Source organism: Paenibacillus sp. J31R109 (genome assembly GCF_059692055.1).
In genome coordinates, this window is the sequence record NZ_JCAUAR010000020.1 from 86,332 (window position 1) to 111,267 (window position 24,936).

General features: G+C 48.3%; 19 protein-coding genes. 17 read left to right on the top strand and 2 right to left on the bottom strand.

Annotated features, from left to right (window positions below):
* Positions 1-192: 192 nt before the first annotated feature.
* Positions 193-408 carry a helix-turn-helix domain-containing protein gene (locus AC58QT_RS30980; protein WP_497412355.1) on the bottom strand — a complete coding sequence of 72 codons (216 nt, stop codon included), beginning with the start codon at positions 406-408 and terminating at the stop codon, positions 193-195.
* A gap of 109 nt (positions 409-517) precedes the next feature.
* Here AC58QT_RS30980 and AC58QT_RS30985 point away from each other — a divergent pair, with 109 nt between their 5' ends.
* The 14 genes from AC58QT_RS30985 (at position 518) to AC58QT_RS31050 (ending at position 18,942) form a co-directional block, all read left to right on the top strand.
* On the top strand, positions 518-811 hold the full coding sequence (locus AC58QT_RS30985) for a hypothetical protein (RefSeq protein WP_497412356.1): 294 nt from the start codon (positions 518-520) through the stop codon (positions 809-811).
* A 143-nt stretch (positions 812-954) separates the two neighbouring features.
* Positions 955-2,871: a DUF2264 domain-containing protein gene (locus tag AC58QT_RS30990; protein WP_497412357.1), complete on the top strand. Its 1,917-nt coding sequence runs from the start codon at positions 955-957 to the stop codon at positions 2,869-2,871.
* A gap of 255 nt (positions 2,872-3,126) precedes the next feature.
* Positions 3,127-5,364 (top strand): hypothetical protein, encoded by a 2,238-nt coding sequence (locus AC58QT_RS30995; protein ID WP_497412358.1) that lies wholly within the window; start codon positions 3,127-3,129, stop codon positions 5,362-5,364.
* Between the two features lie 20 nt (positions 5,365-5,384).
* Positions 5,385-6,554, top strand: a complete 1,170-nt coding sequence (locus tag AC58QT_RS31000; protein WP_497412359.1) for a HEAT repeat domain-containing protein — start codon at positions 5,385-5,387, stop codon at positions 6,552-6,554.
* Between the two features lie 15 nt (positions 6,555-6,569).
* Positions 6,570-8,018, top strand: coding sequence for a glycosyltransferase family 2 protein (locus tag AC58QT_RS31005; protein ID WP_497412360.1), 1,449 nt, complete (start codon positions 6,570-6,572; stop codon positions 8,016-8,018).
* A gap of 24 nt (positions 8,019-8,042) precedes the next feature.
* Positions 8,043-8,858, top strand: a complete 816-nt coding sequence (locus AC58QT_RS31010) for a response regulator (protein ID WP_497412361.1) — start codon at positions 8,043-8,045, stop codon at positions 8,856-8,858.
* 31 nt (positions 8,859-8,889) lie between these two features.
* Complete coding sequence (locus AC58QT_RS31015; protein WP_497412362.1) at positions 8,890-10,245, top strand: nucleotide sugar dehydrogenase; 1,356 nt, start codon at positions 8,890-8,892, stop codon at positions 10,243-10,245.
* A gap of 32 nt (positions 10,246-10,277) precedes the next feature.
* Positions 10,278-12,107 carry a glutamine--fructose-6-phosphate transaminase (isomerizing) gene (glmS, locus tag AC58QT_RS31020; RefSeq protein ID WP_497412363.1) on the top strand — a complete coding sequence of 610 codons (1,830 nt, stop codon included), beginning with the start codon at positions 10,278-10,280 and terminating at the stop codon, positions 12,105-12,107.
* Positions 12,108-12,180: 73 nt separating this feature from the next.
* Positions 12,181-12,897: a sugar phosphate nucleotidyltransferase gene (locus AC58QT_RS31025; protein WP_497412385.1), complete on the top strand. Its 717-nt coding sequence runs from the start codon at positions 12,181-12,183 to the stop codon at positions 12,895-12,897.
* A 24-nt stretch (positions 12,898-12,921) separates the two neighbouring features.
* Positions 12,922-14,280, top strand: coding sequence for a phosphoglucosamine mutase (gene glmM, locus AC58QT_RS31030; RefSeq protein WP_497412364.1), 1,359 nt, complete (start codon positions 12,922-12,924; stop codon positions 14,278-14,280).
* A complete protein-coding gene (locus AC58QT_RS31035; RefSeq protein WP_497412365.1) occupies positions 14,261-15,547 on the top strand; it encodes a copper amine oxidase N-terminal domain-containing protein in 1,287 nt (428 codons plus the stop codon). The genes glmM and AC58QT_RS31035 overlap by 20 nt, the downstream gene beginning before the upstream one ends.
* A gap of 35 nt (positions 15,548-15,582) precedes the next feature.
* Positions 15,583-16,464, top strand: a complete 882-nt coding sequence (locus AC58QT_RS31040) for a hypothetical protein (RefSeq protein ID WP_497412366.1) — start codon at positions 15,583-15,585, stop codon at positions 16,462-16,464.
* A 295-nt stretch (positions 16,465-16,759) separates the two neighbouring features.
* On the top strand, positions 16,760-17,464 hold the full coding sequence (locus tag AC58QT_RS31045; protein ID WP_497412367.1) for a response regulator transcription factor: 705 nt from the start codon (positions 16,760-16,762) through the stop codon (positions 17,462-17,464).
* Positions 17,465-17,499: 35 nt separating this feature from the next.
* Positions 17,500-18,942, top strand: coding sequence for a sensor histidine kinase (locus AC58QT_RS31050; protein WP_497412368.1), 1,443 nt, complete (start codon positions 17,500-17,502; stop codon positions 18,940-18,942).
* Between the two features lie 56 nt (positions 18,943-18,998).
* On the opposite strand, the gene AC58QT_RS31055 is transcribed toward AC58QT_RS31050, so the two are convergent.
* Entirely contained in the window at positions 18,999-19,628 is a 630-nt protein-coding gene (locus AC58QT_RS31055; protein WP_497412369.1) for a YfbR-like 5'-deoxynucleotidase, read from the bottom strand.
* 1,086 nt (positions 19,629-20,714) lie between these two features.
* Here AC58QT_RS31055 and AC58QT_RS31060 point away from each other — a divergent pair.
* The 3 genes from AC58QT_RS31060 to AC58QT_RS31070 all read left to right on the top strand — a co-directional run bounded on the left by AC58QT_RS31060 (position 20,715) and on the right by AC58QT_RS31070 (position 24,867).
* Positions 20,715-21,830, top strand: coding sequence for a slipin family protein (locus tag AC58QT_RS31060; RefSeq protein ID WP_497412370.1), 1,116 nt, complete (start codon positions 20,715-20,717; stop codon positions 21,828-21,830).
* Positions 21,831-22,226: 396 nt separating this feature from the next.
* Positions 22,227-23,150, top strand: coding sequence for a sulfate adenylyltransferase subunit CysD (cysD, locus tag AC58QT_RS31065; protein WP_310502103.1), 924 nt, complete (start codon positions 22,227-22,229; stop codon positions 23,148-23,150).
* Position 23,151: 1 nt separating this feature from the next.
* A complete protein-coding gene (locus tag AC58QT_RS31070; RefSeq protein ID WP_497412371.1) occupies positions 23,152-24,867 on the top strand; it encodes a GTP-binding protein in 1,716 nt (571 codons plus the stop codon).
* The last annotated feature ends 69 nt before the right edge of the window (positions 24,868-24,936 follow it).

Sequence of the window (24,936 nt, forward strand, 5' to 3'; positions counted from 1 at the left end):
AGTATAATATTGAATCGGTTGCATGTGGATCAAGGGGGTTAGGTTGGGGGATTAAAAGAGGGGAAGGCATTCTTAGGTTGTTCCACATTACCAAAGTGTAGGCAGACGAGGTCAGATTGAAAATGAAAAATAGAAAGAATTTAGATTCGAAATCAACGAAACCTTAGACAAAAATCTAGGGTTTTTGCTTTTTTACCCCTCAACCAAATCCAAAATCTCCCTTATATCCTCGATCCCCAGCGCCTCCGCAATCCTTACAATATGACTAAAATTAATATTCTCACGTTTTCCATTCGCCAACTCGCTAAGCGCGGCGTGTCTCACATCCGATAATCTCGACAGCTCACGTAAGGAGATGTTGTGTTTCTGAGTAAGCTCCGCGATTTTAACTACGACTTTTTTTGCCATAAAGGATCACCTTTCCATGTTTGGAGGTTGACTATACGCGATAACGTACCATATAATATGTTGAATACTGGTACGCATATACGTATCATCTACTTCCGGAGGCGATTCCATGCAACCCATCCAAACCCAATACGAATCCATCATCGAAGAAGAAGTCACGCTCACGCAAAGAATCTCACTCTGCAAAGACTCCATCGACATCTTACTAGAATATATCTCCCGCCACGCCGATTCGATTCACATTCTCACCTCTGAGGATATTGTTACTACGATCCACGCAATGGCACAGAATTTAGACACGGAGCTGCTCCACGTCAGATTCGAGAAGGGGATCCTCGAGAACAAGCTCCGAGGGTTGCAACTGCAAGCGGATCTAACCACGGCCACTGTGCAATCCAGTTGAGCCCCTACTAGCCACATCTATAGTGTAGGGCTATTTTTTAGCAACCATCCTAAAAAAGTGTATTAATCCCATAAAATCGTGCAGGTATAACTTTGTGATCTCTTCTATACTTAAGTAGATGACTCACAAAGGAGCGTGTAATAATGACGAATTTCAAGCCGTTGACAAGCAGAGCTGATTTGGAGGCTTATGCGCTTTCCGTAACGTTGCCGGTGCTAGATGAGGCTGATCAGGTTTGGGACAAGGTTCGCTATAAGGGACCGCACGATAATGCGGGCTATCAATTTTCACATACAGAGCAGATTATTCGCCCGCTTTGGGGACTAGGTCCGATTTTGTCGCATCGCAAAGGGCAACTTATGCATGGAGACATTGATGTTGTTCGCTGGTTTCAGAAAGCGATTACAGCGGGGAGCGATGTGCAATCGCCGCACTATTGGGGCAAAGGGCTTCCAGAGGATATGGGCAGCAATTTCTACAATCAGATGAAGACAGAGCTATGCGGGCTGATGATTGCGTTCGTGACAGCTAAGGAGCAGCTGTGGGATACGCTGTCGGAGAATGAGCAGAAACAGATTGGCGATTGGGTATTAGAGATTTCGCAGAAGGCATACCAGGTTTGCTGGCCGAACAACCATGTCTGGTTCATCGTGCTAAACATGCTGGCGCTGCGCAAGCTTGGATTGCCGTATAGCCGGAGCATTGTTAACGAGGGCATCGCGAGGCTGGATGGCATGTATATGGATAACGGCTGGTACAAGGACGGCGATGAGGGGAGATACGACTACTATATTCCGTGGGCGCATCATTTTTACCCGCTACTGTGGATGCTGCTGGAGGATGAAGCAGAGCCTGGTTATGCGGAGCGCAAGCGCAAATATGTGGAGCGGACGAATGCGTTCCTGAAGTACTATTTGTATTTCTTCGATAGCACTGGGGCACATGTGCCGTTCGGACGGTCGTTGGCGTACCGCTATGCCGTAACGAGCTTGCTGCCGCTTGCTGTCTATCAGGGTTGTGAGATTGACCCTGGCCTGGCGCGTTCGGTGACGCTTCGCAATATCGACTTTTTCCGGCAGGCGGGAGCCGAGGATGGCAAACGGATTGTACCGGGCTACACGTACCCGAATGTCAATATGGTCGAGCGCTATATGTCGGACGGCGCCCCTTACTGGTCATCCAAAGCGTTCCTCGCACTGCTGTTCGCAGAAGACCATCCTTTCTGGACGGCGCCTGCGCGGAAGCTGCCCATTGAGGAGGGGGACTTCCTGCACAAGATCGAAGTACCAGGCGTTAATCTGCTGCTTCAGGGCGAGGCTTCGGGCAGCGGGGTTACGCTGTATAACAATTGTATGATGTATAACTACGGCATCAAGTTCAACGATACAGCTGCACTGTATGGCAAGTTCGCTTACAATTCACGAGCGGGCTTCGGAATGTCCACACGTGAGAATGTATCGCTCGACAGTATGATTGGTTTGGAGACGCCAGACGGTCAGCTGACTTCCCATCGCTACCGTTTTGAAGATTTAGGGGAGCGGGATGGCGTGTTGTATAGCAGGCAAGTACCATTTTCCAATGATGGGAGTACAGTTATTCAGACGGCACTGCTGCCATTGAAGGGCGGTTTTCATGTTCGTGTGCATCAGGTAAAACTATCACAACCATATGTGGTGCTAGAAGGCGGGTTTTCGATTGGAAAGCCAAGCGACTATGAGTGCATCAGCCAAGGGGACGATTGGATCGGCTACGGTACGGAGGCAGGCAATTCTTGGTTCCGCATCTATGACACCAGGAACGAGCTTAAACTAAATGCTCAAGAAATTCATCCCTCGATGCATCTGATGTATCCACTTGCGAAGTATCCCGTCTGGCGGACAACGGAACCGCTGCAGGCAGGCGTTTATACGTTTGCTACATGCTTTCATGTGCATGATAAGGAGCTTGTGGAATCGGAGCTGCAGCAATTGTACAGGCAGTCTCCCGTTATTGAAGTGGACAAAATCAAGCTTCAAACCTCTGTAACTTTTCAGGGGAAAACGAATGTTATCCGTTTATAAATCCTCTGCCCGCGAAGAACACCTGATACCCAAATCAGGTGTTTTTTACATTTTACCCCCCAATTTACACAATCTTATCCCCTGTTAACAATCCTCTAACAATCTTTTTAATCTTTGATCACACAATTCAAATCCCGAACACAATGCGCTTAATTCGCTCACAATGTTTAACACTTTGAAAACAGACATATGCACTTTCCTGTCGTACCATGGCAATAGACAGATGAATTTAGCAAATTATCGAAGGTGAATAGGATGCGGAAGTGGATCAAATGGTTGGTAAGATTAGGTCTTGTCCTAGTGATTATAGCCGGTGCGTTTTATTATTGGCTGCGTCCGCTTTTGGTCAGAATTGAAAGCACGACGCTGGCAAGCGGCATACATGTCAAATTTAGGACTGTAGGAATGAATGTCGAGGAATACACGAATGAAGCCTGGCAGCCTTATTTTGCTAAGGGAATTAATATGGGGGCGACGATCCCCGGACATTTTCCTGGTGAACTGGTCATCTCGGAGGACGACTATGAGAGATGGTTTGGCATGATTCAGGACATGGGAGTCAATGTGATTCGGGTGTATACGATCATGATGCCTGAGTTTTACGAGGCGCTTTCCAAATACAACATGAAGCATCAGAAAGATCCGCTGTTCTTCCTTCAGGGCATTTGGAGCCCGGAGGAACAGTTGATTGAAGGGCAGGATGCCTTCGATCCTAAGATTAAGGAGAAATTCGAGCAAGAGATTAAGGACGCGGTTGCGGCAGTTTATGGCCAGACGACGCTCACACCCGAGCCGCATTCGGGAAAAGCAGGAGGTGCCTACAAATACAATGCTGGTCCGTATCTGATGGGCTGGATTGTTGGGACGGAATGGGATCCGAAGATGGTGAAAGGGACCAATGATCGGCACGCGGACACCCCAGACTATGACGGGAAATATTTCCGGAATAAACCGGGCGCGAATGCTTTTGAAAAGTGGCTGGCCTTGATGGTCGACACGGCGGCGCAAACGGAAATTCAATATGGTTGGCAGCATCCCATGGCTTTCGCCAATTGGGTGACGACGGATCCGATTGCGCATCCCGGCGAGCCGCTGGTTGAAGAGGATCTGGTTAGTGTCGATCCAACGCATATTGAGGCGGTGAATTGGGACGCGGGCTATTTTGCCTCGTATCATGTGTATCCGTATTATCCGGATTTCTTCGCCTTTGATAAGTCGTTCCAGGAAATGACCAACAACAAGGGGGAACCGGATAGTTACCTTACGTACCTGAATAAGTTAAAAGCAGCGCATCCCAATCTGCCGGTCATGGTTACCGAATATGGTGTGCCAGCATCCGTCGGTGTAGCCCACTTAGGCACGCTCGGCCGCAATCAAGGTGGTCATAGCGAGCAGCAGCAGGGAGAGATTGATGCGGATCTACTACAACAGATCCACGGGTCCGGCTATGCTGGAGCGATTTTGTTCACGTGGCAGGACGAATGGTTCAAGAAGACGTGGAACACGCAGCGCTATGATGAAGCAGACCGCCGGGCGTACTGGTATAACACGCTGACGAATGAGTCGTTCTTCGGGGTACTCGGGATGTTCCCGAGTAAAGACAATAAACTCCTCATCGATGGGGACGCCTCAGATTGGAACAAGGTGAAGGATAAGAAGAAGCTCGATGTGCAGGCACCCGGCTTTGAGGAGATTTGGGCTACGCAGGACGAAGGTTACCTTTACTTGCAGGCCAAGCTATCTGAGCCATTTGACCCGTCTAAGGAAAGTATCTATTTCGGGGCAGATACGCTGCCGGGTGGCAATCGTCACGGACCAGAGCTTCACGGCATGACGCTGGATGAAGGATTGGAAACGTTAATCGAGCTGTCGGATGACAAAAAAAGCCGTTTAACGATCGCTTCTAACTACGATATTCACGCGCGGCTATATGAGCGCTCTGGTCTCCCGACCATCGATCCGAAGGAAAAGCAGGATGACTCGGGGATTTTCAAGCCATGGAAGCTAGCGGTTAATTATCTGCTGGAATATCCCGACTCCAGGGTGAATCACCCTTTCGGGGATGTGGAGGTTGGCCTTTTTGCGAGAGGCTATAGTGATCCAGCACGTCCTGACTACAATTCGAAGGCGATGTGGCAGGTTCAAGGGCAGGTGCTCGAAATGCGTATTCCTTGGATGTTGCTGGGATTCAGCGATCCAAGCTCTCTGAGCGTGATTAACTACACTGCCCCGACGAAGAACAAATTTGCAATGACACATGTGAAAGGCGTTCGCTTTGTTCCGTGGATTGTGAAGAATGATCAGGTTGTTGGCCGAGACAGCTCAGCTGCGGCGCAGCCGGTGCAAGTGTCCGAGATGCCGCTATACACCTGGCAGGGCTGGGAGGATAAGGTGAATTACGTGGAACGGCCGAAACAAAGCTACAACATTATGAAAGAGGCGTTGCATAAGATCAATGGCCCCATTACGACTAACGATCAATCGGGGAGCTGAATATAGAGGAGAGTGCAGGTGTGTACACCAATCTTCATGCAGCCATACAGGCGTTATATATTATTTTGGCTTTTAATCTGATTTGTGTGGCCATTATTTATGCCATTAAGTTGAGAAGTATTAGAAGGAGGAAGTTGAACGACCGCTTCCAAACGAAGTTCAAGGATTACCTGACGTATGTGCAAGCCAATCTGGATGGGATGGAGCCGTTAAGAGTCCCTCCTTGGACCATGAACTCGGTGGAGAGAGAAGCGATGCAAGAGAAGCTGAACGACATGATGGAAATCTTTGCGGGTGAACAGCGACACAAGCTCGTGCAGCTTTGCGTAGATCTGGGGCTCGTGCAGCACCATCTGGAACGCCTTAAAAGCCGAACATATCGGGTGAAGCTGGATGCCGCGTATCATTTGGGATGCATGCGGGTGAAGGAGGCAGCCCCATCCCTACTGGACATGTTACAGAAGCACCCGCTCGATTCGTCGCTGTTTGTTGTCGCCCGAGTGGTCGCTAAGTGTGCCCGCAGCCAGCAGGATCTCCAAGCGATGGTTGGGATGCTGCTTCAGCACAACAAGAAATACTACGAGTTAATTGTGAATATTATCGCCGATTCGGATGTGGATGCCGGTTCCTTGTACACGGGCTATGTGAGTCATCAGAATTTGGCTTACGTTCGAATTGGGCTCATCGGACTGAATGTCTATACCGATCCGGCAGCGGCTTCCGCGGTCTATCGTCTCATGGATGCCGAGCAGGAGGACATTCAAACGAAAGCGGTGGATTTGTACCTAAAAAGCTCCCGTCTGCTGCCTAGAAACATCGTTAGCAAGTTGCTGAATCATCCCAATCTGGGTATTCGCCATTTAACGATTGAGGCTTTGGCCGATCTCAAGAATACGGCTTACGTCGAGTTAATGACAATCAGTCTGAGCGACCCCGATCAACGAATCGTGTATGCGGTAGGCAAGGGGCTGCTCCGTATGGGAGAAGAGGGTATGGTGGCATTTTGTGAAAGTGCTGCTGCGGCTCAAGGCACGGAACGCGGTCAGTTCATGCAGCAGCTGATTGAGGATGAGATCAAGCATCTATCGATGGGGCTGCACAATTGGAATAAGCTCATGCAATATAACACGCTGATGTATACCTATGACAAAATCTTTCGCAAGTCAAAACGTATCTATCGTGTCGTATAGGAGGGTTGTGTAAACATGTGGGTTTTTGGATATCAAGTGATATGGGATTCATTTCTAAACGGATTAAGGGAGTTTTTGCTCTATTACAGCTACGCCGCGCTCTTTTATGTCGTTCTTGTCACGCTGCTCTATTATTTCATTTTCGGATTTTCGATTCGGCATATTTTCGCGATCAAGCGGGGTATTCAGTACAATCGGATCAATAAGCTATCCAGTTCCAGCCAGCTCCCGCCGGTTTCTCTGTTGGTGCCGGCCTATAACGAGGAGTTAACGATTATTGATAATGTAAGGTCGCTGCTGGCACTCAATTATGCGGAATATGAGGTCATCGTCGTCAATGACGGTTCACAGGATGGGACTTTGAAGTGCATGCTGGAAGAATTTAAGCTGGATCTCATTCATCCGGTGCTCTCTAACTCCATTAAGACCGGAAAAGTCAGAGGGGTGTACCATAATCCCGAGTATCCCAATCTTTTTTTCATAGATAAAGAAAATGGCGGGAAGGCGGATTCGTTAAACGCTGGTATCAACCTTTCCCATTATGCGTTAATCTCCACGATTGATGCGGATTCTTTGCTTGAAAAAGATGCCTTAACGCGGATTGCCCGTGTCTATATGGAGAACCCCGAGGAGACGATCGCCGTTGGGGGCAATGTTCGTATCGTGAACAGCTGCACGGTGGAAGATGGCATTGTGAAGGATATTCAATTCCCACGTAAGCTGCTTCCAGCCCTGCAACATGTCGAATATACGAAAGCTTTTCTGGGTGGCAGGATTGGCTGGAGCGCTGTGAATGGTCTCATTATTATTTCGGGAGCCTTTGGCGTGTTTCAAAAGAAGATGGTCATCGCCGTCGGCGGTTACCGTGGGGGCTACCCCGGTGAAGATATGAACATTGTGATTAAGCTTCACCGTCACTGTTTGGAGAATAAAATTCCCTACCGGGTAGCCTTTTGCCCAGATGCCGTGTGCTGGACACAAGCCCCTGATTCGTACCGGATCTTGAGCAGCCAGCGTAAGCGCTGGGGGCGTGGAAATCTGAAAAATATGATTGAAGAAGGCATTCACATGGTGATGCGTCCGAAATACAAAATTTTTGGGCTGCTGACACTTCCTTATAACATTGTGTTTGAAACACTGAATCCGTATTTCCGCCTTAGCGGCCTGTTGGCGATATTGGGCTACTGGATGCTGAATATGACAGATTGGCACACCGTTGTGATCTTTTCGTTAGTCAATTTATTTTCCTGCTTTGCGTTAAGTCTGGGGGCCTTGTTTATTGAAGAGACGGCCTTCAGCCGGTATCCCAAGCTGCGCGACCTGAACAAAATGCTCTTGTTCTCGCTCCTCATGTTCGCGGGGTATCGGCAAATCGGTGTTTGGTGGAGGTTAAACGGACATGTTCAATTCCTACGGAATAACAACTCATGGGGAACGATGGTCCGCACCAATTTTAATAAATAAACAAAGACAAAAGGAGTGGAGAAGATGGCGGTACTCGTTCATGATCCGATTCAAGAAGCGATGTTGCAATTAGCAGAAAAGGTTGAAGCTTCCTATGAAAAGGGTGCTCCCTACGGGATGATCCTTGCGCCAAGCACAGTGGTGAGCCAGAAGGTATTGGAACAAATGCAGTCCTATGTGAGCGGCTTTGAGCCGGAGGTACCCCTTCATTGCTTCTACTTAAATGCAAGCGGCCTTATCGGAATTGTGCTATCTGGTCAAAAGCTGATCAATACCCATTATGCTTCTCTCGTACTCAAAGAGTTCCTAGAACAGCAAGATTTGCTCCAAGGCCAGATGGTCGTCGCCAGTTTCCCAGAGAGTGGGGAGCTGACGGAACAGTCAATGTCACAGCTGCTCCAAACAACGCTCCAAGGAAAAGGGGAGAGCCGAGATATTCACCTGTTCATGAATCATGGGGTTCAGCAGGGAATAACGTCGATTCTTATCGCCGATCCGGACGAGGTGAGCAGAGAGTTCGTCAAGCTGCGGCTTGAGATTAACGGATACAAGGTCGAGGAGGCCAAGGATGGCAGTGAAGCGCTCGAGAAATATGAGCAAACGATGCCGGACTTAGTCATTACGGAGCTGAACCTGCCGATTCTTGATGGGTACCAGTTGATTGACAAAATTCAGAGGAATTATGCCGGTGAAGGGCAAGTTATCGTACTAACGGACAAGCAATTGCCGAAAAGCATGGACCGTGCCTTTGAATTGGGCGCATCGGATTATGTGACGAAGCCCTTCTCCATTTCGGAGTTGGAGTGGCGAATTAAGAAACTGAATTCCCGTCTGGGCTAATCTACGTGTAAATATAGGAGGGAGCATTACAATGAATGCATATAACCAATTAAAATATAAATTTCAAGCAAAAACAGCCGAAATCGGGGTCGTCGGTCTAGGCTATGTAGGGCTGCCTCTCTGTATGGAGATGGCGAAGGGTGGATTTACGGTATACGGTATCGATCTTGATTTCAAAAAGGTAGAGTCACTTCAAAACGGTCAATCGTATATTCAGGACGTTCCGAGCGAAGAAGTAGCGAAAGTGGTCGCGTCCGGTCGGTTTATTCCAACGGATGACTACTATACGGTTCAAAAGCTGGATGCGATCTCCATCTGCGTACCGACGCCGCTTAGTGAGAACCAAGATCCAGATACTTCCTACATTCAGAGTGTAGTCCGAGAAATTAAGAAGAATCTCAAGCGTGGAGCGCTGATCATCCTGGAGAGCACCACGTATCCGGGAACGACGGAGGAGCTTATCCAGTTCGAGCTGGAAGCGCAAGGACTCAAGGTCGGCAAGGATTTCTTCCTCTGCTTCTCGCCGGAGCGGGTCGATCCAGGTAACCCTAAATTCAACACCTATAATACGCCTAAAGTCATCGGCGGTACGACGGAAGCGTGTATCGACCTCGGCGTCACGTTATACAGCCATGTGGTGAAAGACGTTGTACCGGTTTCCTCGCCGAAAGTAGCGGAGATGTCCAAGCTGCTGGAGAATACGTTCCGCAGTATCAACATTGCGTTCATTAACGAGATGGCCATGATGTGCGACAAAATGGACATTGACGTCTGGGAGGTCATTAAGGCGGCGTCGACGAAGCCGTTTGGCTTCATGCCGTTCCATCCAGGACCTGGCATCGGCGGTCACTGCATCCCGCTGGATCCGATGTATTTATCGTGGAAAGCGAAGGAATTCCGTTTTTATAGCAAATTTATTGAGTTGGCGCAATCCATCAATGATAATATGCCGGAGTACGTCCGGTACAAAGCTTCTCAGGTTCTCAATATGTATGCAAAATCCATTCGGAACTCGAAGATCCTTATTCTAGGTATGGCGTACAAGCCGGATGTAGATGATCTCCGTGAATCGCCGGGATTGGAGCTGTACGAGCTTCTTCGGGAGAGCGGAGCACAAGTGGAATATTACGATCCACATGCCGTTTCCTTCCTTGATAAAGATGGCCTTACAGTAAAATCTGTGAGCTATGATCTGTCATCTTTTGCCGACTATGACTGCATGGTCCTCATCACGAATCACCGTATCTTCAATAACCGTGAACTAGCGGATCTGGGTGTGCCGATTATTGATACACGCAACGCTTTTGTCGACATAAAAGCTGATAATATTTACAAACTAGGAACTGGTATTCGCCAGCAAGAAGTAAGGCTCGCAGTAGGCGTGTAGAATCATCCTAAAAGAGAGAGGAGAAACCAACGATGTGTGGCATAGTAGGGTATATTGGAACGCGAGACGTGCAGCCGATTCTGCTGAACGGATTAAGCAAGCTGGAGTACAGAGGGTATGATTCCGCGGGGATCGCGGTATTGGTGCAGAATCAACTCAAGGTTAGCAAGGCGGAAGGACGTCTAGCCAACCTATCGGGTCAACTGGATAAGCAGCCGTTGAAAGGATCGATGGGAATCGGTCATACGCGCTGGGCTACTCACGGCAGACCGTCGGATGTTAACTCCCATCCCCATACGGATATGTCGGGTAAGTTCACGGTCGTGCATAACGGCATCGTGGAAAACTACATGGAACTGAAGAAAGAGCTGGAGGATAAAGGCGTTATCTTTACTTCCGAGACGGACACTGAGGTCATTGCTCACTTGCTTGCCGAGCACTACGAAGGTGATATCTACATCGCTATGCTTGCGGTCATTCAGAGGCTGCAAGGGGCGTACTCGCTTGGCGTCATGACGGAATATGAGCCGGATAAGCTTATCGCAGTCAGACAATCCAGTCCGCTGGTTGTTGGAGCGGGTCAAGGTGAATACTTCATTGCTTCGGATATCTCCGCGCTGATTGAGCATACACGTGAGGTGTATATATTGGAGGATGGCGATTTGGCCATCCTTACGCACGAGGGCGTCTCCATCACAAAGGTCGAGACAGGGGAGCCAGCGGCATGTAAGCTGATGCATATCGATTGGAGCGCAGATCAGGTAGAGAAGGGGCCGTTTGAGCACTTCATGCTGAAGGAAATTCATGAACAGCCGTTAACACTTCGCAACACGATGCTCGGGCGCATCAATGAGGGGGATGAAGTGAGCTTCCCGGAATTGGCGCATGCCGCAGACGCATTTCAACAGGTGGATAAAATCTTTATCGTCGCCTGCGGTACCGCCTATCATGCCGGCCTTGTCGGCAGCACGGTCCTTGAGAAGCTAACGCGCATCCCGGTGCAGTGCGATATCGCATCGGAATTCCGCTATCGGGACCCGATTATCACAGACCGAACGCTGGTCATCGTCGTGAGCCAATCAGGGGAAACAGCAGATACGCTTGCTGCCCTGCAAGAGAGCAGAAGGCAAGGCGCTAAAGTGTTGGCGATAACGAATGTGCCAACCAGTTCCGTTGCGCGAGATGCGGACTATGTCATCGCGACGAAGGCCGGCCCGGAAATTGCTGTGGCCTCGACGAAAGCTTATACCGCTCAATTGCTTGCTTTCTATTTGTTCAGCATTTATTTGGCTCAGGAAAGACAGACATTGTCTACCGAGCTTCATGCGGAACTGATCCAAGGCTTGAAGTCACTTCCCGTTCAGGTGGAGACGGTGCTGGAAGATGCTAATGAAGTGAAGCTGTATGCGGAATCAATTAAGAATGCGGAAAGCTTGTTCTTTATCGGCAGGGGCTTGGATTACGCCGTTGCGCTTGAGGGCTCTCTCAAATTGAAGGAAATCTCCTATATCCACTCCGAGGCTTATGCAGCCGGAGAGCTTAAGCACGGTACGTTGGCGCTGATTGAGAAGGATACACCAGTGATTGCGCTGGCTACCCAGATGGATCTGTATGAAAAAACAGTTAGCAATATTAAAGAAGTTAAGGCCCGTGGCGCGCATGTCATGGGGATTACAATAGAAGGCAATGTGGGGCTGTTGAATAGCGTCGATGAAATTTGCTTTATCCCGCCATCTCACCAGCTCCTGGCGCCGATCTTGGCTGTCGTGCCGCTTCAGTTAATCTCCTATTACGCCTCCTTGGCGCTGGAGAACGATATAGATAAACCGCGCAACTTGGCCAAAAGCGTGACGGTAGAATAACCAACCGGAGGGGAGTTGAATCACTTACATGGAAGCATATGCTATTCTGTTGGCGGCAGGGAAAGGCACACGGATGAAGTCGGAGCTGCCCAAGGTGCTTCATCCCGTCGGAGGCGTACCGATGATAGCTCGTTTGGTGGGCAAGCTGGAAGCGATGCCGATCACGCGGATATTGGCCGTGATCGGGCATCGGGGGGAGCTGGTGAAGAAGTGCTTGGGAACGCGTGTTACCTACGTCCAGCAGGAGAACCAGCTGGGAACAGCACACGCCGTTCAGCAGGCTGAGCCTCTGCTACGTAACCGTAGCGGCTCAACCTTGGTGCTGACGGGCGATACGCCTCTTATCAGGCAATCCACCATCGAACGGCTGCTAGCGGCCCAGCGGGCCCATACGAGCGCTGGTGTGGTGTTAACCGCGATCGTTAAGGATCCGACTGGCTACGGTAGAATTATCCGAGATGCTGCTAGCGGCGAAGTGGTCGATATCATTGAAGAGAAGGACGCAACGCCAGAGCAGAAATTGATTAACGAGATTAACACAGGTATTTTCTGTTTCGATAATGAAAGCTTGTTTGGAGCACTTTCTGGCATTACCAATGAGAATGCACAGCAGGAATACTACTTGACCGATATCGTGAAGGTGATGCGCCAGACCGGTATTGCCGGAGGTCAGAAGCGATTTGAGGCGATGATCCTCGAGGATCCAACAGAGGTAATGGGGATTAATACCCCGGAACAATTGGAAGAGGCGAATCGCGCCTTTTATGAACACATGGGGATTTTTGCCTAACAAGTCATAGGGAGGAGAGCTGATATGGGAGCTATTTTCGGTACGGATGGTGTTAGAGGAGTTGCCAACCGCGGGTTAACGCCTGAGCTGGCTTTTGAATTAGGGCTGATTGTTGGTTATATGCTGACGCGCAGCTGTGAAGGGAATCGGCCTACTGTCGCCATCGGGCGGGATACCCGCATTTCCGGGCACATGCTGGAAGCGGCTTTGACTTCCGGGTTGTTATCCGCCGGGGCGGATGTGGTAAGACTAGGCGTCCTGCCGACGCCGGGGGTGGCTTATGTCACTCGGCAGTCGAGCATGGACGCAGGGGTCATGATCTCTGCCTCTCATAATCCGGTGGAGGACAACGGGATCAAATTTTTTGGCAGCGACGGCTTCAAAATGCCGGATGCCTGGGAAGCGGAAGTCGAGCTCCGCTTGCAAGGTGACGAGCATCGGAGTTCCCGCCCTACGGGAGCGGCGATTGGCACCTTGCGCGATGATCCACAGGGTGCGCAGGATTATGTGAGTTATTTGAAATCGACGGCTGCAGTGGGGCTGTCTCGCTGCAAGATCGTGCTCGACTGCGCGAACGGGGCAGCTTCTGTGCTAGCTCCACAACTGTTCGCCGAGTTGGGTGCGGAGACGGTGCTCATGTATCATGAGCCAGACGGTTTAAATATTAATCAGGATTGCGGCTCAACACATCCGGAGCATCTGCGCAAGGCTGTGCTGGCACATGGCGCCCATGTGGGGCTCTCGTTCGACGGGGATGCGGACCGGTTGATTGCCGTTGATGAACGGGGCGAAATTTTGGATGGAGATCACATCCTCTATATCCTTGCCGCTCATCTGGCCAAGCAGGGCCGGCTGCGCCACAACACCGTCGTTTCTACCATTATGAGTAACCTTGGTTTTCATCAAGCGCTGCAAACCCTCGGCCTCGACTCCTATCAAAGCAAGGTCGGAGACCGACATGTCATGGAAGCGATGCAGAGTGGCGGGTACAACTTAGGCGGTGAGTCTTCTGGTCATATCATCTTGCTGGATGATTCAACGACCGGGGATGGCATGTTAGCGGCCCTTCAGCTGCTGCAGGTCATGCTTCAAGCAGGGAAGCCTTTGTCGGAGCTCGTGTCGCCTGTCGTCAAATACCCTCAGCTGGTGGTTAATGTACGCGTGATTCATAAATATAAGCTGGAAGGCAATGGCCGCATCGATGCCGTCATCCGTCGGGTGGAAAGTGAAATGGCCGGCCGTGGTCGTGTACTTGTGCGACCTTCAGGCACGGAGGCGCTGGTGCGTGTGATGGCGGAAGGACCTGATGAAAGGGAATTGTCCGGTTATGTGGAAGGCATTGTAGAGGTGGTCAAGGAAGAGCTTGAATATAGTATGGTTTAATCTGTTCGTTCCGATGAGAAAGACGATTGTATGCTTAATTCTTATTCAAATGTTAGCAAGCATTCCTTTATTTTTCCCCGTGTACTCGCTTGTCACGGAGCTTGGCGTGCAGGTCAACGGCGAGAAGATCGTCTTTACGGATGCTCCGCCTTACATCAATGAACAGACGGGGAGTACGATGGTGCCGGCTAGGGAAATTGCCGAAAAGCTGGGGGCTGAAGTGACATGGAATCGTTCCTTGGAACAGGTAACTTTTCGAAGTCAGCACGCAACCACATTATTGACCATTGGTCAAAATATAGTTTCGATCGACGGCAAGCAAGTCGAATTAGACGCTCCGGCAGTCCTGAAGAATGACCGAACCATGGTTCCGCTGAGAGCGGTTAGCGAGAGCCTCGGAGCCGATGTCGATTGGGTGGGAGAACGCAATTTGGTACTGATTACTTCGGCGGACAAAGCGCAAAGGTCCACTTGGATCTGGGACAGCAAGCTGATTCAGACGGATGGTGACCGCATCCTGCAGTTTGCGGCGAGCCAAAAACTGACGTCCATTTATCTGCGCTATGAAAAAACGTATCCAGGTCAGGATGTTTACCGGAATTTTATCCGCAGAGCGAATGAGCAGGGCATCAAGATTGAGGCGCTGGCCGGTCAATCGGATTGGATCTACGAAGATAACCAAATCGATATCCGGCAATGGATTGCAGCAGTAACGCAATATAACGCCTCGGCAGGTGCTCTGGAGCGCTTCCAAGGTTTCCATTTTGATATTGAACCCTATACCTTGGATATGTGGAAGACCAATCAGACCTGGGTGCTCGAGCGGTGGATGGCAACGATCCGATTCATCGAATCGGAAATGAACAACTCGGATCGCAGCATGACGATGGGCCTCGATATTCCCTTTTGGATCAACAACAGTAAGGTTCCCGGATCTAACTACTCCTTTAGCGCTTGGCTTCTGGAGAAAGCGGATAGTGTTGTCATTATGGCTTATCGGAATAAGGCACTCGGCAGCAATGGTATCATTGCCAGAGCCAAATCCATCATTTTAGAAGCAGCTACGTTGAAGAAACAGGCCGTAATTGCCGTGGATACGTTGCCCAGTATGGAAGCCGATTATACGACCTTCTATAAGTCGAATTCCTCGATTATGGAGTCAGAATTGAAACAGGTCAAGGAAAACCTCTCCCTTTATCCGAGCTATATCGGCATCGCTATCCATGATTACGTGAGATGGATCGACCTATTGAACGCTAATCGTTGAACGGGTTCGATGAACAAGAAGGAGGAGGATGCAGCATGAAAAAAATGGCTTTAGTAATCTCTCTGTTGGCTGGTGCAGCGCTTGGTGTCTCAGGAATGGCCTTCGCAGGCGGTAATGAGGCGGCCGGTACGGGCGGCACCTTTCAGAAATCTTCTTTACCAGGAGGCGGCCTAGAGGTCCCCCACAATGATCGGATTCATCTCTCTACCGATAAGCAGTGGATCTCCTCAGAAGGTCACTTGTCGGATCTTATCCGGCTGCAGTGGACCAAAGACCGGGCGAAGCCGGCCATCTCTTGGCTAGATGAGAAGGGAAAAGACAAGGCGGCTATCGTCGCTCATGCCAAAGCGAATAACCCGGAGCAGCACGATCACAATCATATGTCGTTCGAGACGACGATGGCACCTGACGGTAAGAACGCGAATGAGCTTTTCACGCGACTAGAAATACCGTTCGACCAGGATGTAGCTGAAATTCGCACGCATTCCTCTAATTTTAATGTGATGGATGGCATCCTTAGGGTTGCCGGCACGGGTGGCGTTAATCGAGATCTCACTTGGGCCAAAGCCGACGATGGGAATGTGACGACGCCACGCTGGGCAATGCGTGCAGATAACTCCGAGGAAACCGGAGGAAACGCCGGCTCCAATCTGCAGATCATCCGTTATTCGGATGATGGTAAAGCCCTGGACAATCCGTTATCGATTAACCGCAGCAGCGGCAATATCGGTATCGGAAATTCGGACGCCAAGACGAAACTGGACGTCAGTGATGACAGCATCCGCATCCGAAAGTCTATGACGCCTGCTTCATCTACTGCTCCCGGAGAAGTTGGCGAGATGGCGTGGGATGATGGGTTCGTCTACGTGTGTGTAGCACCGAATACTTGGAAGAGAACGGCACTTTCTTCGTGGTAATGTCAAACGGATGTAGTATTCACTAAATCTTTACAGAAAAAAAGAGGCTGTTTCAAAAAGTCTAAACTGACTTTTTGAAGCAGTCTCTTTTTTTGGCAATAAGCGATAAATACCTTGTAGGACGCGGGGTCTGGCGGTATGAGATGGACTAATATTGCGGCTTTTTGTCACTTTTTGTAAGCGATATCATGCAATTCCTGTTGTGTAATATGAAGGATACGATATCGAATACCCCCTTAAAATGGAAAATGTTGTAGAAATCTATGGAAGGATCATTGAAAGGTGTGAACCGTTTGTGACTTGGAAAGTGTTGATTGCGGATGATGATCCGAATGTGAGAGAAATCATCCGACTCTATTTCCGTCAGCAGCTTATCGAATTATTCGAAGCCCCTGACGGCGTCGCGGCCCTGACCCTGTTAGCGGAAGTTAAGCCTGATATCGTGATACTAGATGTGATGATGCCGGGGCTCGACGGTTATGAAACGTGCCGTGAGATTACCAAGCGTTATGAGGATGTGCCGATCATTATGTTGACGGCGAAGAATGATGAGTTTGATCGGGTCCTGGGCCTTGAGCTAGGCGCCGATGATTATATGACCAAGCCCTTCAGTCCGAGGGAGCTGGTGGCGCGCATTAAAGCGATTTTTCGCAGAATGCAGAAGGGACAGCCTATTGTTGAGGTAGATGCACCCGTCCAATATGAGTTTGATGATTTGGTTATTCATGTGAACCGCCGAGAGGTGCTCGCGGGGAGTATGAAAATTGACATGCGTCCGAAGGAGTTTGAACTGCTCGCCTTTTTTGCGAAATCTCCGGGCGACGTGTTTACGAGAGAACAGCTGCTAGAGCAGGTGTGGGGATATGATTTTTTAGGCGATATGCGAACAGTGGACGTTCATATTAAAAAGCTTCGAGAAAGATTAAGCCCGTGTCATCATGTATGCATTCACACGGTTTGGGGCGTGGGCTATAAATTTGAGGTAGCCGCATGTACCTAAATCATCTAAATCTAAATAAGAGCATTTTACGAAAAATGCTGACTAGCTCCGTCGTTACGGTGCTGCTTGGGCTATGTGCGGTGGGGCTCGTTATTTCGTTGTATGCCAAGGCTTATATCGTCGACTCCAAAAGTAATGAGATGATCCGGCAAGCCAAGCAGGTGAATCTCGCGATTCAAAATCAGACCGGACCGAGTGATAGATTTAAAGAGCAGTTACGCTTTTTCGATGAAGCCTTTGATTCGCGTATTTGGATATTTGATTTGAATGGAAACATCGTCACGACCTCGTCCAAGGATGAGGTGAATGTAGGCAAGATTGTCAGCAAGGAAGTGATCAACGGAGTTCTGAATGGTGAACCTGCCATATGGAATCAATCCGACGGTTTTAAGGAAGGTATGCTTTCGGTTGCCGTTCCATGGGGAAAGGACAACGATGTGTACGGGGGGATTGTCCTGCATTCGCCTCTTAAAGGGATGAATGAGACGATCGCTCAGCTGAGAGAAACCATCCTTTGGGTTACGCTGCTCGGTATCTTTTTTTCATTTAGCGTATCCTTTTACTTGTCCTGGACCATTAGCCGACCCATCCAACAGATCGACAAGGCAGCAGCCAAGATTGCTATCGGTGACTATAGCGAGAGAATCCAGATTGATTCCAAGGATGAGATTGGTGAGCTGGCCACGACCATTAATCATATGGTGGAGCAGCTGGCGCGCGTTGATCTGGAAAAAAGAGAGCTGAACCAGCTGCGACATGACTTTTTGGCCAATGTTTCCCATGAACTGCGAACGCCGCTAACGGCGATGCGGGGGTTTTTGGAGGCACTGCAGGACGGTTTGATTGAAGAAGGATCGCGGGATAAATATTACGAAATTATGTATAACGAAACGCTACATATGAACCGACTGGTTGATGATATTACGGATCTAATGAAGTTGGAAAATAAGGAAATTGATCTGGTGTGGTTGGCGGTCGATGTTCAGGCGATGATGTCCAAGCTGGCCTTTAAATTTCAACCGGAGGCAGAACTTCGCGGAACGTTCATTCACTGTTATGAGGATGACAATTCGCCGCAAGCTCATGCCGATCCGGATCGGCTGGAACAAATTCTGAACAATTTGATCAAAAATGCCGTTAAGTTCACCGAGAACGGAACAATCGAATTGAAGGCGATGGCCGTTCCATCGGAAGGGTGTGTCCTCATCACGGTAACCGATACAGGAATCGGTATATCACCGGAGGATCAAGGGCTCATCTGGGAGCGCTTCTTCAAAGTGGAGAGAGGCAGACCCGTGAAGCATAAAGACTCTTCCGGTCTGGGGCTTGCTATTGTGCGAGAGCTTGTCGAGCTTCACAATGGCAGCATTCGCGTGCGCAGCGAGCTGGGCATCGGAAGCGCTTTTGAGGTCAGAATTCCGCTGTATGAAAGCCGTCCGTATGTGCAGCCGTTGGTGAGTTTGGCGGGTGTTGGATAGTATTTATAGAAAAACCGTAGAGAAGGTGGGCTCCTTTTCTGCGGTTTTTTTGGTATTTATGAAGCCAGGGCCTCGTTGGTAATCTTCTCAATATTAATAGGGGATGTTGAGCCTGCACGAACAATATCGGGCAAAATATGCTCAAGAAAATAGTTCACACAATGGAGGTCGATTCCTTTGATTTTGATAAGGGCATTTCGATACATCGTGATGAATTCTTTTTCCGTATTTCCTAGCTGCAGTTCAGTAAAGGCCTCATAGATCTGATCAAGCTTATCAGCGACTTCCAAGATTCTTCCTTCTACAGAATCGTCTTTGCCCTCCCGAAGTTGTCTGCGAAATATGGGCTGTAATGGAAGCGGAATATGCTCATCAATGAAATGGTCGACCATGCCTTCTTCTACCTGTTGCAGCATGGCGCGAAGCTCCAAGGAATAATGCTTCACTGGTGTTTTGATATCTCCAATAAAAATCTCGCCATAATCATGACTGCTCGTGATTTCGTATAGTTTCTTCCAATCGACGACAACGCCATTACTTTCCTCAATATCAGCCAACGTTTTGGCATATTGGACAACTTTCCAGGAATGAGCGGATACGCTATGCTCTTGAAACTTGAATCTACCCGGGCAGCGGATAATTCTCTCTAAATCGGTTAGCGATTGGAAGTACGTATGAATTCCCAAATATCGTTTCCTCCTGCGATGAGTGGCTTGTTGTTATATGTAAAGCATACAGGTGAACTGTTATTGGAGGATTAACTTTAGTTGGGAGTTATTTCATGTCTGCCATGACAGGATATTGACACGGAGCTGCTCCAGGTCAGATTCGAGAAGGGTGTTCTCGAGAGTTAGCTACATGGGTTGCAACTGCAAGCCTACCTACACTCCGCCACAGTGCAATCCAGTTAATTCGCACGACTTGAAATAGATACAACATCAGTAGGAGGCCGTCCCATAAGTAACCAGCTCAAAGTAAAGTGATCGTATCATCTTATTTTGGGCTTTTTATGTTTTCAGAGGAATAGAGTGATGGTGTAACGCTATAGTGCAGTATTCGGTAAGAATCCGAATAATTTGAGCTAATAGCTGCACCCGTAACGCTATTAGCCAACTATCTGCCCAATATGGCTGAATAACGTTTTCTCATAACGTTATTTTATTTGCAGTCGCTGCACACAAAAAATCAGAGGGTGCCCAGCGGTCATTTTATGACGTTTGGGACATCCTCTTTATTCTTTCACCAGAAACTTTCCCTACTCGTAATACTTTCGCCATGTTCGTACTGTTCAAAATAAGCGAATATAGAACTTGTAAGACACATTAGTTCTTAGTCGGACGGTCGTAACGAGGCGTGGATATCCGTTATCCCGCAGTGCCGTGCATCCTATGCGACGGTATCCTGTACGCTCGGATCGATAAGAATCTACCATTGGGGTTCAATTCCCCAATCGCATATTTGAGCGATTCTGGTTGAACACTCGATTTCCCATCGAGCAAAAAATTCATTTTTTAAGACCAAAGGATAGAATCCCTAGCGGCTAGTTTAAGCGCACTGTTGGTAGGCTTTGCAGTCCGTGGATACAGATGGAGTGAGACTCCGGTAGATTTTTTAGGAAAGAAGGGGAAGGAAGGGTGGCTGAAGTAGGGTCAACCTCCAGAATCCAATGTCCTTCAACGTCACAGGGAGACTGCTTATCTCAAACGGGATTCCGCTGGACTTACAGATGGGATTCTACATCCGATGGTCGAACTATTTAGGAGGTAACGAACATGTTAAAAAAAGTAACGATTCAAGCTGACCAGCGCGGTTTACTCTTTCATAAAGGAAGTTATGTGAAAAAGCTTATGCCAGGGACCTACCACTATGTCATGTGGTCACAATCTACGGTTGTCGTACTGAATATCGCGGATCCGTTCGTTGTAGCGGGCAAAGATTTACAGTTATTTCTCCACGATGACAACCTGGTGCAGGAACTAGAAATCGTTCGCGTACAAGATCATGAATACGTGCTGCATTATGAGGAAGGTCAATTTATACAACTGCTCAAACCTGGTGTCTACGCTTACTGGAATGTCCTAAAAAAGCATACATTTTTACATGCGGATATTAGAAAACCAGAGTTACCTGTTGAGGTAAATCGTTCGCTTCTACCGAAGCTTATGGCCTATGTACAGGGCTATGAAATTGCGAGTTATGAGTCTGGATTTTTGTTTTATGATCACGTTTTGCAGCGTGAGCTTGCTCCTGGCAAGTACTACTTCTGGAGAGGTCCTGTCTCGACTGTGGTAAAAACGACTGATTTAAGGCAGCTGCAAATGGATCTGATCGGCCAAGAAATCATGACAGAAGACAAGGTTACCCTACGCTTGAACTTCGTCTGCCAATACAAGATCATAAAGCCATTACGTGCCTTGGAGATGAAATCGTTTGACGAGCAAATCCACATCCAGCTTCAGCTCATACTGCGTGAATATGTCGGAAATCTAAAGTTAGACGATCTCTTGAAAAAGAAAGAGGACGTTGCATCGTTCGTCTTATCCCGTTTGCGGGAGAAGGGCGAAGAGTACGGCGTACAGTTCCTGAACGCAGGGGTGAAAGATGTCATTTTGCCTGGAGAAATGAAAGATATCCTAAACACCGTGCTGCTGGCTGAGAAGAAGGCTCAGGCGAATCTCATTACGCGTCGTGAAGAAACCGCATCGACCCGTAGTTTGCTAAACACCGCTAAGCTAATGGACGAGAATCAGACGTTGTTCCGTTTGAAGGAGCTGGAATTCCTCGAGAAAATATGCGAGAAAGTCGGTTCGATTTCATTAACAGGCGGTGGGGATCTGTTGGAGAGATTGAGTTCGCTCATTGGTGAAAAGAAGGCAGCTAGTAAATAACAGTATTGTTCGAGTCCGAGAAGCGGAAACTTAAAAAGGAACTTAGCAGGTACCGTGTATCAAACCGCTAAGCTCCTTTTTTTATTCACTTATTTACTTTGCACGGTCCTGACGAGCGGCAGCCTACCTGTACTTTTGTAGATTTCGATCTAAAGCAGCTTGCCTATGACCACAGCACGCATCCGTAACTTTTAGCCCACGATTTGCATATATAATTTAGATACTCTAGGCTCCCATGATACAATGATGATTGTTTTGCAAGTGCGACGTGATTCGACAAAGTTATCAGAAATCATAACTTTTTCACTTTCTTCCACTTTGCACGAAAGCCATTTTCTGTTAGTATATAAAGAAAGGCGATAGATTTAGTAAGAATTAAAAGGAGGCACCTTTTCCATGGAAAAACTGATACTTGATTCTATAGATGAAATGACACATCTGGATCAACTCGAGGCTGAAGCGATTTATATTATCCGAGAAGTAGCTGCGGAATGTGAAAAGCCTGTGATGCTGTATTCGATCGGCAAGGACAGTTCCGTTATGCTGCATTTGGCGCTGAAAGCTTTTTATCCGGAGAAGCCGCCATTTTCTTTCATGCATATTGATACGACTTGGAAGTTCAAGGAAATGATTGAATTCCGCGACCGTAAAGCCAAAGAGTTCGGAATCAACATGATCGTTCACTCCAATCAAGAGGGAATTGACCAGGGGATTAACCCGTTCGATCACGGTTCCGCGTATACGGACATTATGAAAACCCAAGCCCTGAAAGAGGGATTGGACAAATACGGATTTACAGCAGCGTTCGGCGGCGGAAGACGGGATGAAGAGAAGTCGCGCGCGAAGGAGCGGATTTTCTCGTTCCGGAATAAGAACCATGCCTGGGATCCGAAGAACCAACGACCGGAAATGTGGAAACTTTTTAATACAAGAATTAATAAGGGCGAAAGCATGCGCGTGTTCCCTATCTCCAACTGGACGGAGAAAGATATCTGGCAATATATTCGCAGGGAAAATATTGATATTGTGCCGCTCTATTTTGCCAAAGAAAGACCTGTCATCGAACGTGACGGACATCTCATCTTGGTGGACGATGATCGCATGAGGATCGAGCCTCATGAGAAAGTTGAAATGAAGAAGATGCGTTTCCGCACACTAGGCTGCTACCCGCTTACTGGCGGTGCCGAGTCAGAAGCGAATACACTTGATACCATTATTGAAGAAACCCTGGGTGCAGTATCATCCGAGCGGACGACGCGGGTAATTGACCAAGAAGCGGCTGGAAGTATGGAACGACGTAAACGGGAGGGTTATTTCTAAAATGAAGAGTCTTCTTAAATTTATCACTTGCGGAAGTGTGGATGACGGCAAATCCACGCTGATTGGACATATGCTTTATGAGGCCAAACTTTTGTTCGCCGACCAAGAAAGAGCGCTGGAACTAGACAGCAGACTTGGCAGCCGCGGCGGCAAAATTGACTACTCCTTGCTGCTTGATGGGCTATTAGCTGAGCGTGAGCAAGGGATTACGATTGATGTGGCTTATCGGTATTTTACGACGGATCACCGTTCGTTCATCGTAGCGGACACGCCGGGACACGAAGAATATACCCGTAACATGGCCGTAGGTGCATCTTTTGCGGATCTGGCAATTATTCTTGTGGACGCGAAGAAAGGGGTTATTACCCAAACCAAGCGCCACTCTCGGATTTGTGCACTTATGGGAATTAAACATATCGTTCTTGCTGTGAATAAGATGGATTTAGTCGGTTTTGATCCTAAGGTATTTGATACGATCAAACAAGAATTCTCGCAATTGACTGCTGGGTTTCATTTTGAAAGCATTCAGGTGATCCCTGTTTCCGCCACAGAAGGGGATAACATTACGAAGAAATCGCCAAATACCCCTTGGTACGAGGGCCTTGCCTTGTTGCCATATTTGGAAAATGTGGACGTTCATCAGAGCGATAATACGAAGCCATTTATGATGCCGATTCAGCGTGTATGCCGTCCGGATCATACTTTCCGCGGTTTTCAAGGTCAAATTGAGGGTGGTCGTATCGCGGTTGGTGATGAGCTGATCACATTGCCTAGTCATGAGAAGGCGAAAGTCAAACGGATCCTCGTTGGCGACCAAGATCGAGATTATGCCTATGCTGGACAGCCCGTAACCATTCAACTGGATCGGGAAGTCGACGTGTCGCGGGGCTGTGTATTCACGAAGGATACCCAGATGCAAGAGGCAGACAGTTTTAGTGCTACGATTCTTTGGATGGACGACTCCGTACTGACGCCAGGCAAGAACTACCTGGTCAAAGTAGGAACGAAAATCCTGCCAGGTACTGTAACGGCGATTACACATAAAATTGAAATTAATACGGGAAAAACGGTTCCAACCGATCATATTGTCAAAAATGAGTTGGCCAAATGTGAGTTTTCTTTATCTGACGCTATCGTTATTGATTCTTTCGAGCAAAATAAAAGCATCGGCGGATTTATTCTCATTGATCGTGTCACCAATATGACTTCTGCCTGTGGAGTGATTGAGCAGACTCTTCAAAGCTCCGACAACGCGGTAGGATTAGATACGGAAATCAACAGAGAAGTTCGTGCTCAGCAAAAAGGTCAGAATCCGTTGACCCTTTGGTTCACGGGTTCAGATCAATCGACCCTTGCGAAGGAAGTCGAAAAACGTCTAGTATCAACAGGCCACCACACCATGTTGCTGGGGAAAGGCCAAGGAGAATCGGCACAGCGATTAGCAGAAGTTGCTAAATTGATGAACGATGCTGGACTTATTGCATTAGTATCGTATAATTCCTCGAACGGTAACGATCTAGAAACCGCACGGGATATCATTGGCAAAGAATATATTGAGATTCATGTGGGCTCGGGCACAAAGGATTCACTGGGGAACTCGGAAATTCACATCGATGCGAGCCAATCATCCGTTGACGAATCAGCTAATTATGTCGTGAAACGAATTATCACATATTTAATTAATGAGAGTAGTCGTGGTCAATTCCTTAATTTTTAAAAATAAACAAGAGCACACTTGATAGCCAAGTGTGCTCTTGTTTGCATTCTGTTGATTTTTCGTAGATCA

Excerpts from the sequence above, each read along its gene's own strand:
- AC58QT_RS30980 (WP_497412355.1), bottom strand. The coding sequence starts at position 408 with ATGGCAAAAAAAGTCGTAGTTAAAATCGCGGAGCTTACTCAGAAACAC.
- AC58QT_RS30985 (WP_497412356.1), top strand. The coding sequence starts at position 518 with ATGCAACCCATCCAAACCCAATACGAATCCATCATCGAAGAAGAAGTC.
- AC58QT_RS30990 (WP_497412357.1), top strand. The coding sequence starts at position 955 with ATGACGAATTTCAAGCCGTTGACAAGCAGAGCTGATTTGGAGGCTTAT.
- AC58QT_RS30995 (WP_497412358.1), top strand. The coding sequence starts at position 3,127 with ATGCGGAAGTGGATCAAATGGTTGGTAAGATTAGGTCTTGTCCTAGTG.
- AC58QT_RS31005 (WP_497412360.1), top strand. The coding sequence starts at position 6,570 with ATGTGGGTTTTTGGATATCAAGTGATATGGGATTCATTTCTAAACGGA.
- AC58QT_RS31010 (WP_497412361.1), top strand. The coding sequence starts at position 8,043 with ATGGCGGTACTCGTTCATGATCCGATTCAAGAAGCGATGTTGCAATTA.
- AC58QT_RS31015 (WP_497412362.1), top strand. The coding sequence starts at position 8,890 with ATGAATGCATATAACCAATTAAAATATAAATTTCAAGCAAAAACAGCC.
- glmS (WP_497412363.1), top strand. The coding sequence starts at position 10,278 with ATGTGTGGCATAGTAGGGTATATTGGAACGCGAGACGTGCAGCCGATT.
- AC58QT_RS31025 (WP_497412385.1), top strand. The coding sequence starts at position 12,181 with ATGAAGTCGGAGCTGCCCAAGGTGCTTCATCCCGTCGGAGGCGTACCG.
- glmM (WP_497412364.1), top strand. The coding sequence starts at position 12,922 with ATGGGAGCTATTTTCGGTACGGATGGTGTTAGAGGAGTTGCCAACCGC.
- AC58QT_RS31040 (WP_497412366.1), top strand. The coding sequence starts at position 15,583 with ATGAAAAAAATGGCTTTAGTAATCTCTCTGTTGGCTGGTGCAGCGCTT.
- AC58QT_RS31050 (WP_497412368.1), top strand. The coding sequence starts at position 17,500 with ATGCTGACTAGCTCCGTCGTTACGGTGCTGCTTGGGCTATGTGCGGTG.
- AC58QT_RS31060 (WP_497412370.1), top strand. The coding sequence starts at position 20,715 with ATGTTAAAAAAAGTAACGATTCAAGCTGACCAGCGCGGTTTACTCTTT.
- cysD (WP_310502103.1), top strand. The coding sequence starts at position 22,227 with ATGGAAAAACTGATACTTGATTCTATAGATGAAATGACACATCTGGAT.
- AC58QT_RS31070 (WP_497412371.1), top strand. The coding sequence starts at position 23,152 with ATGAAGAGTCTTCTTAAATTTATCACTTGCGGAAGTGTGGATGACGGC.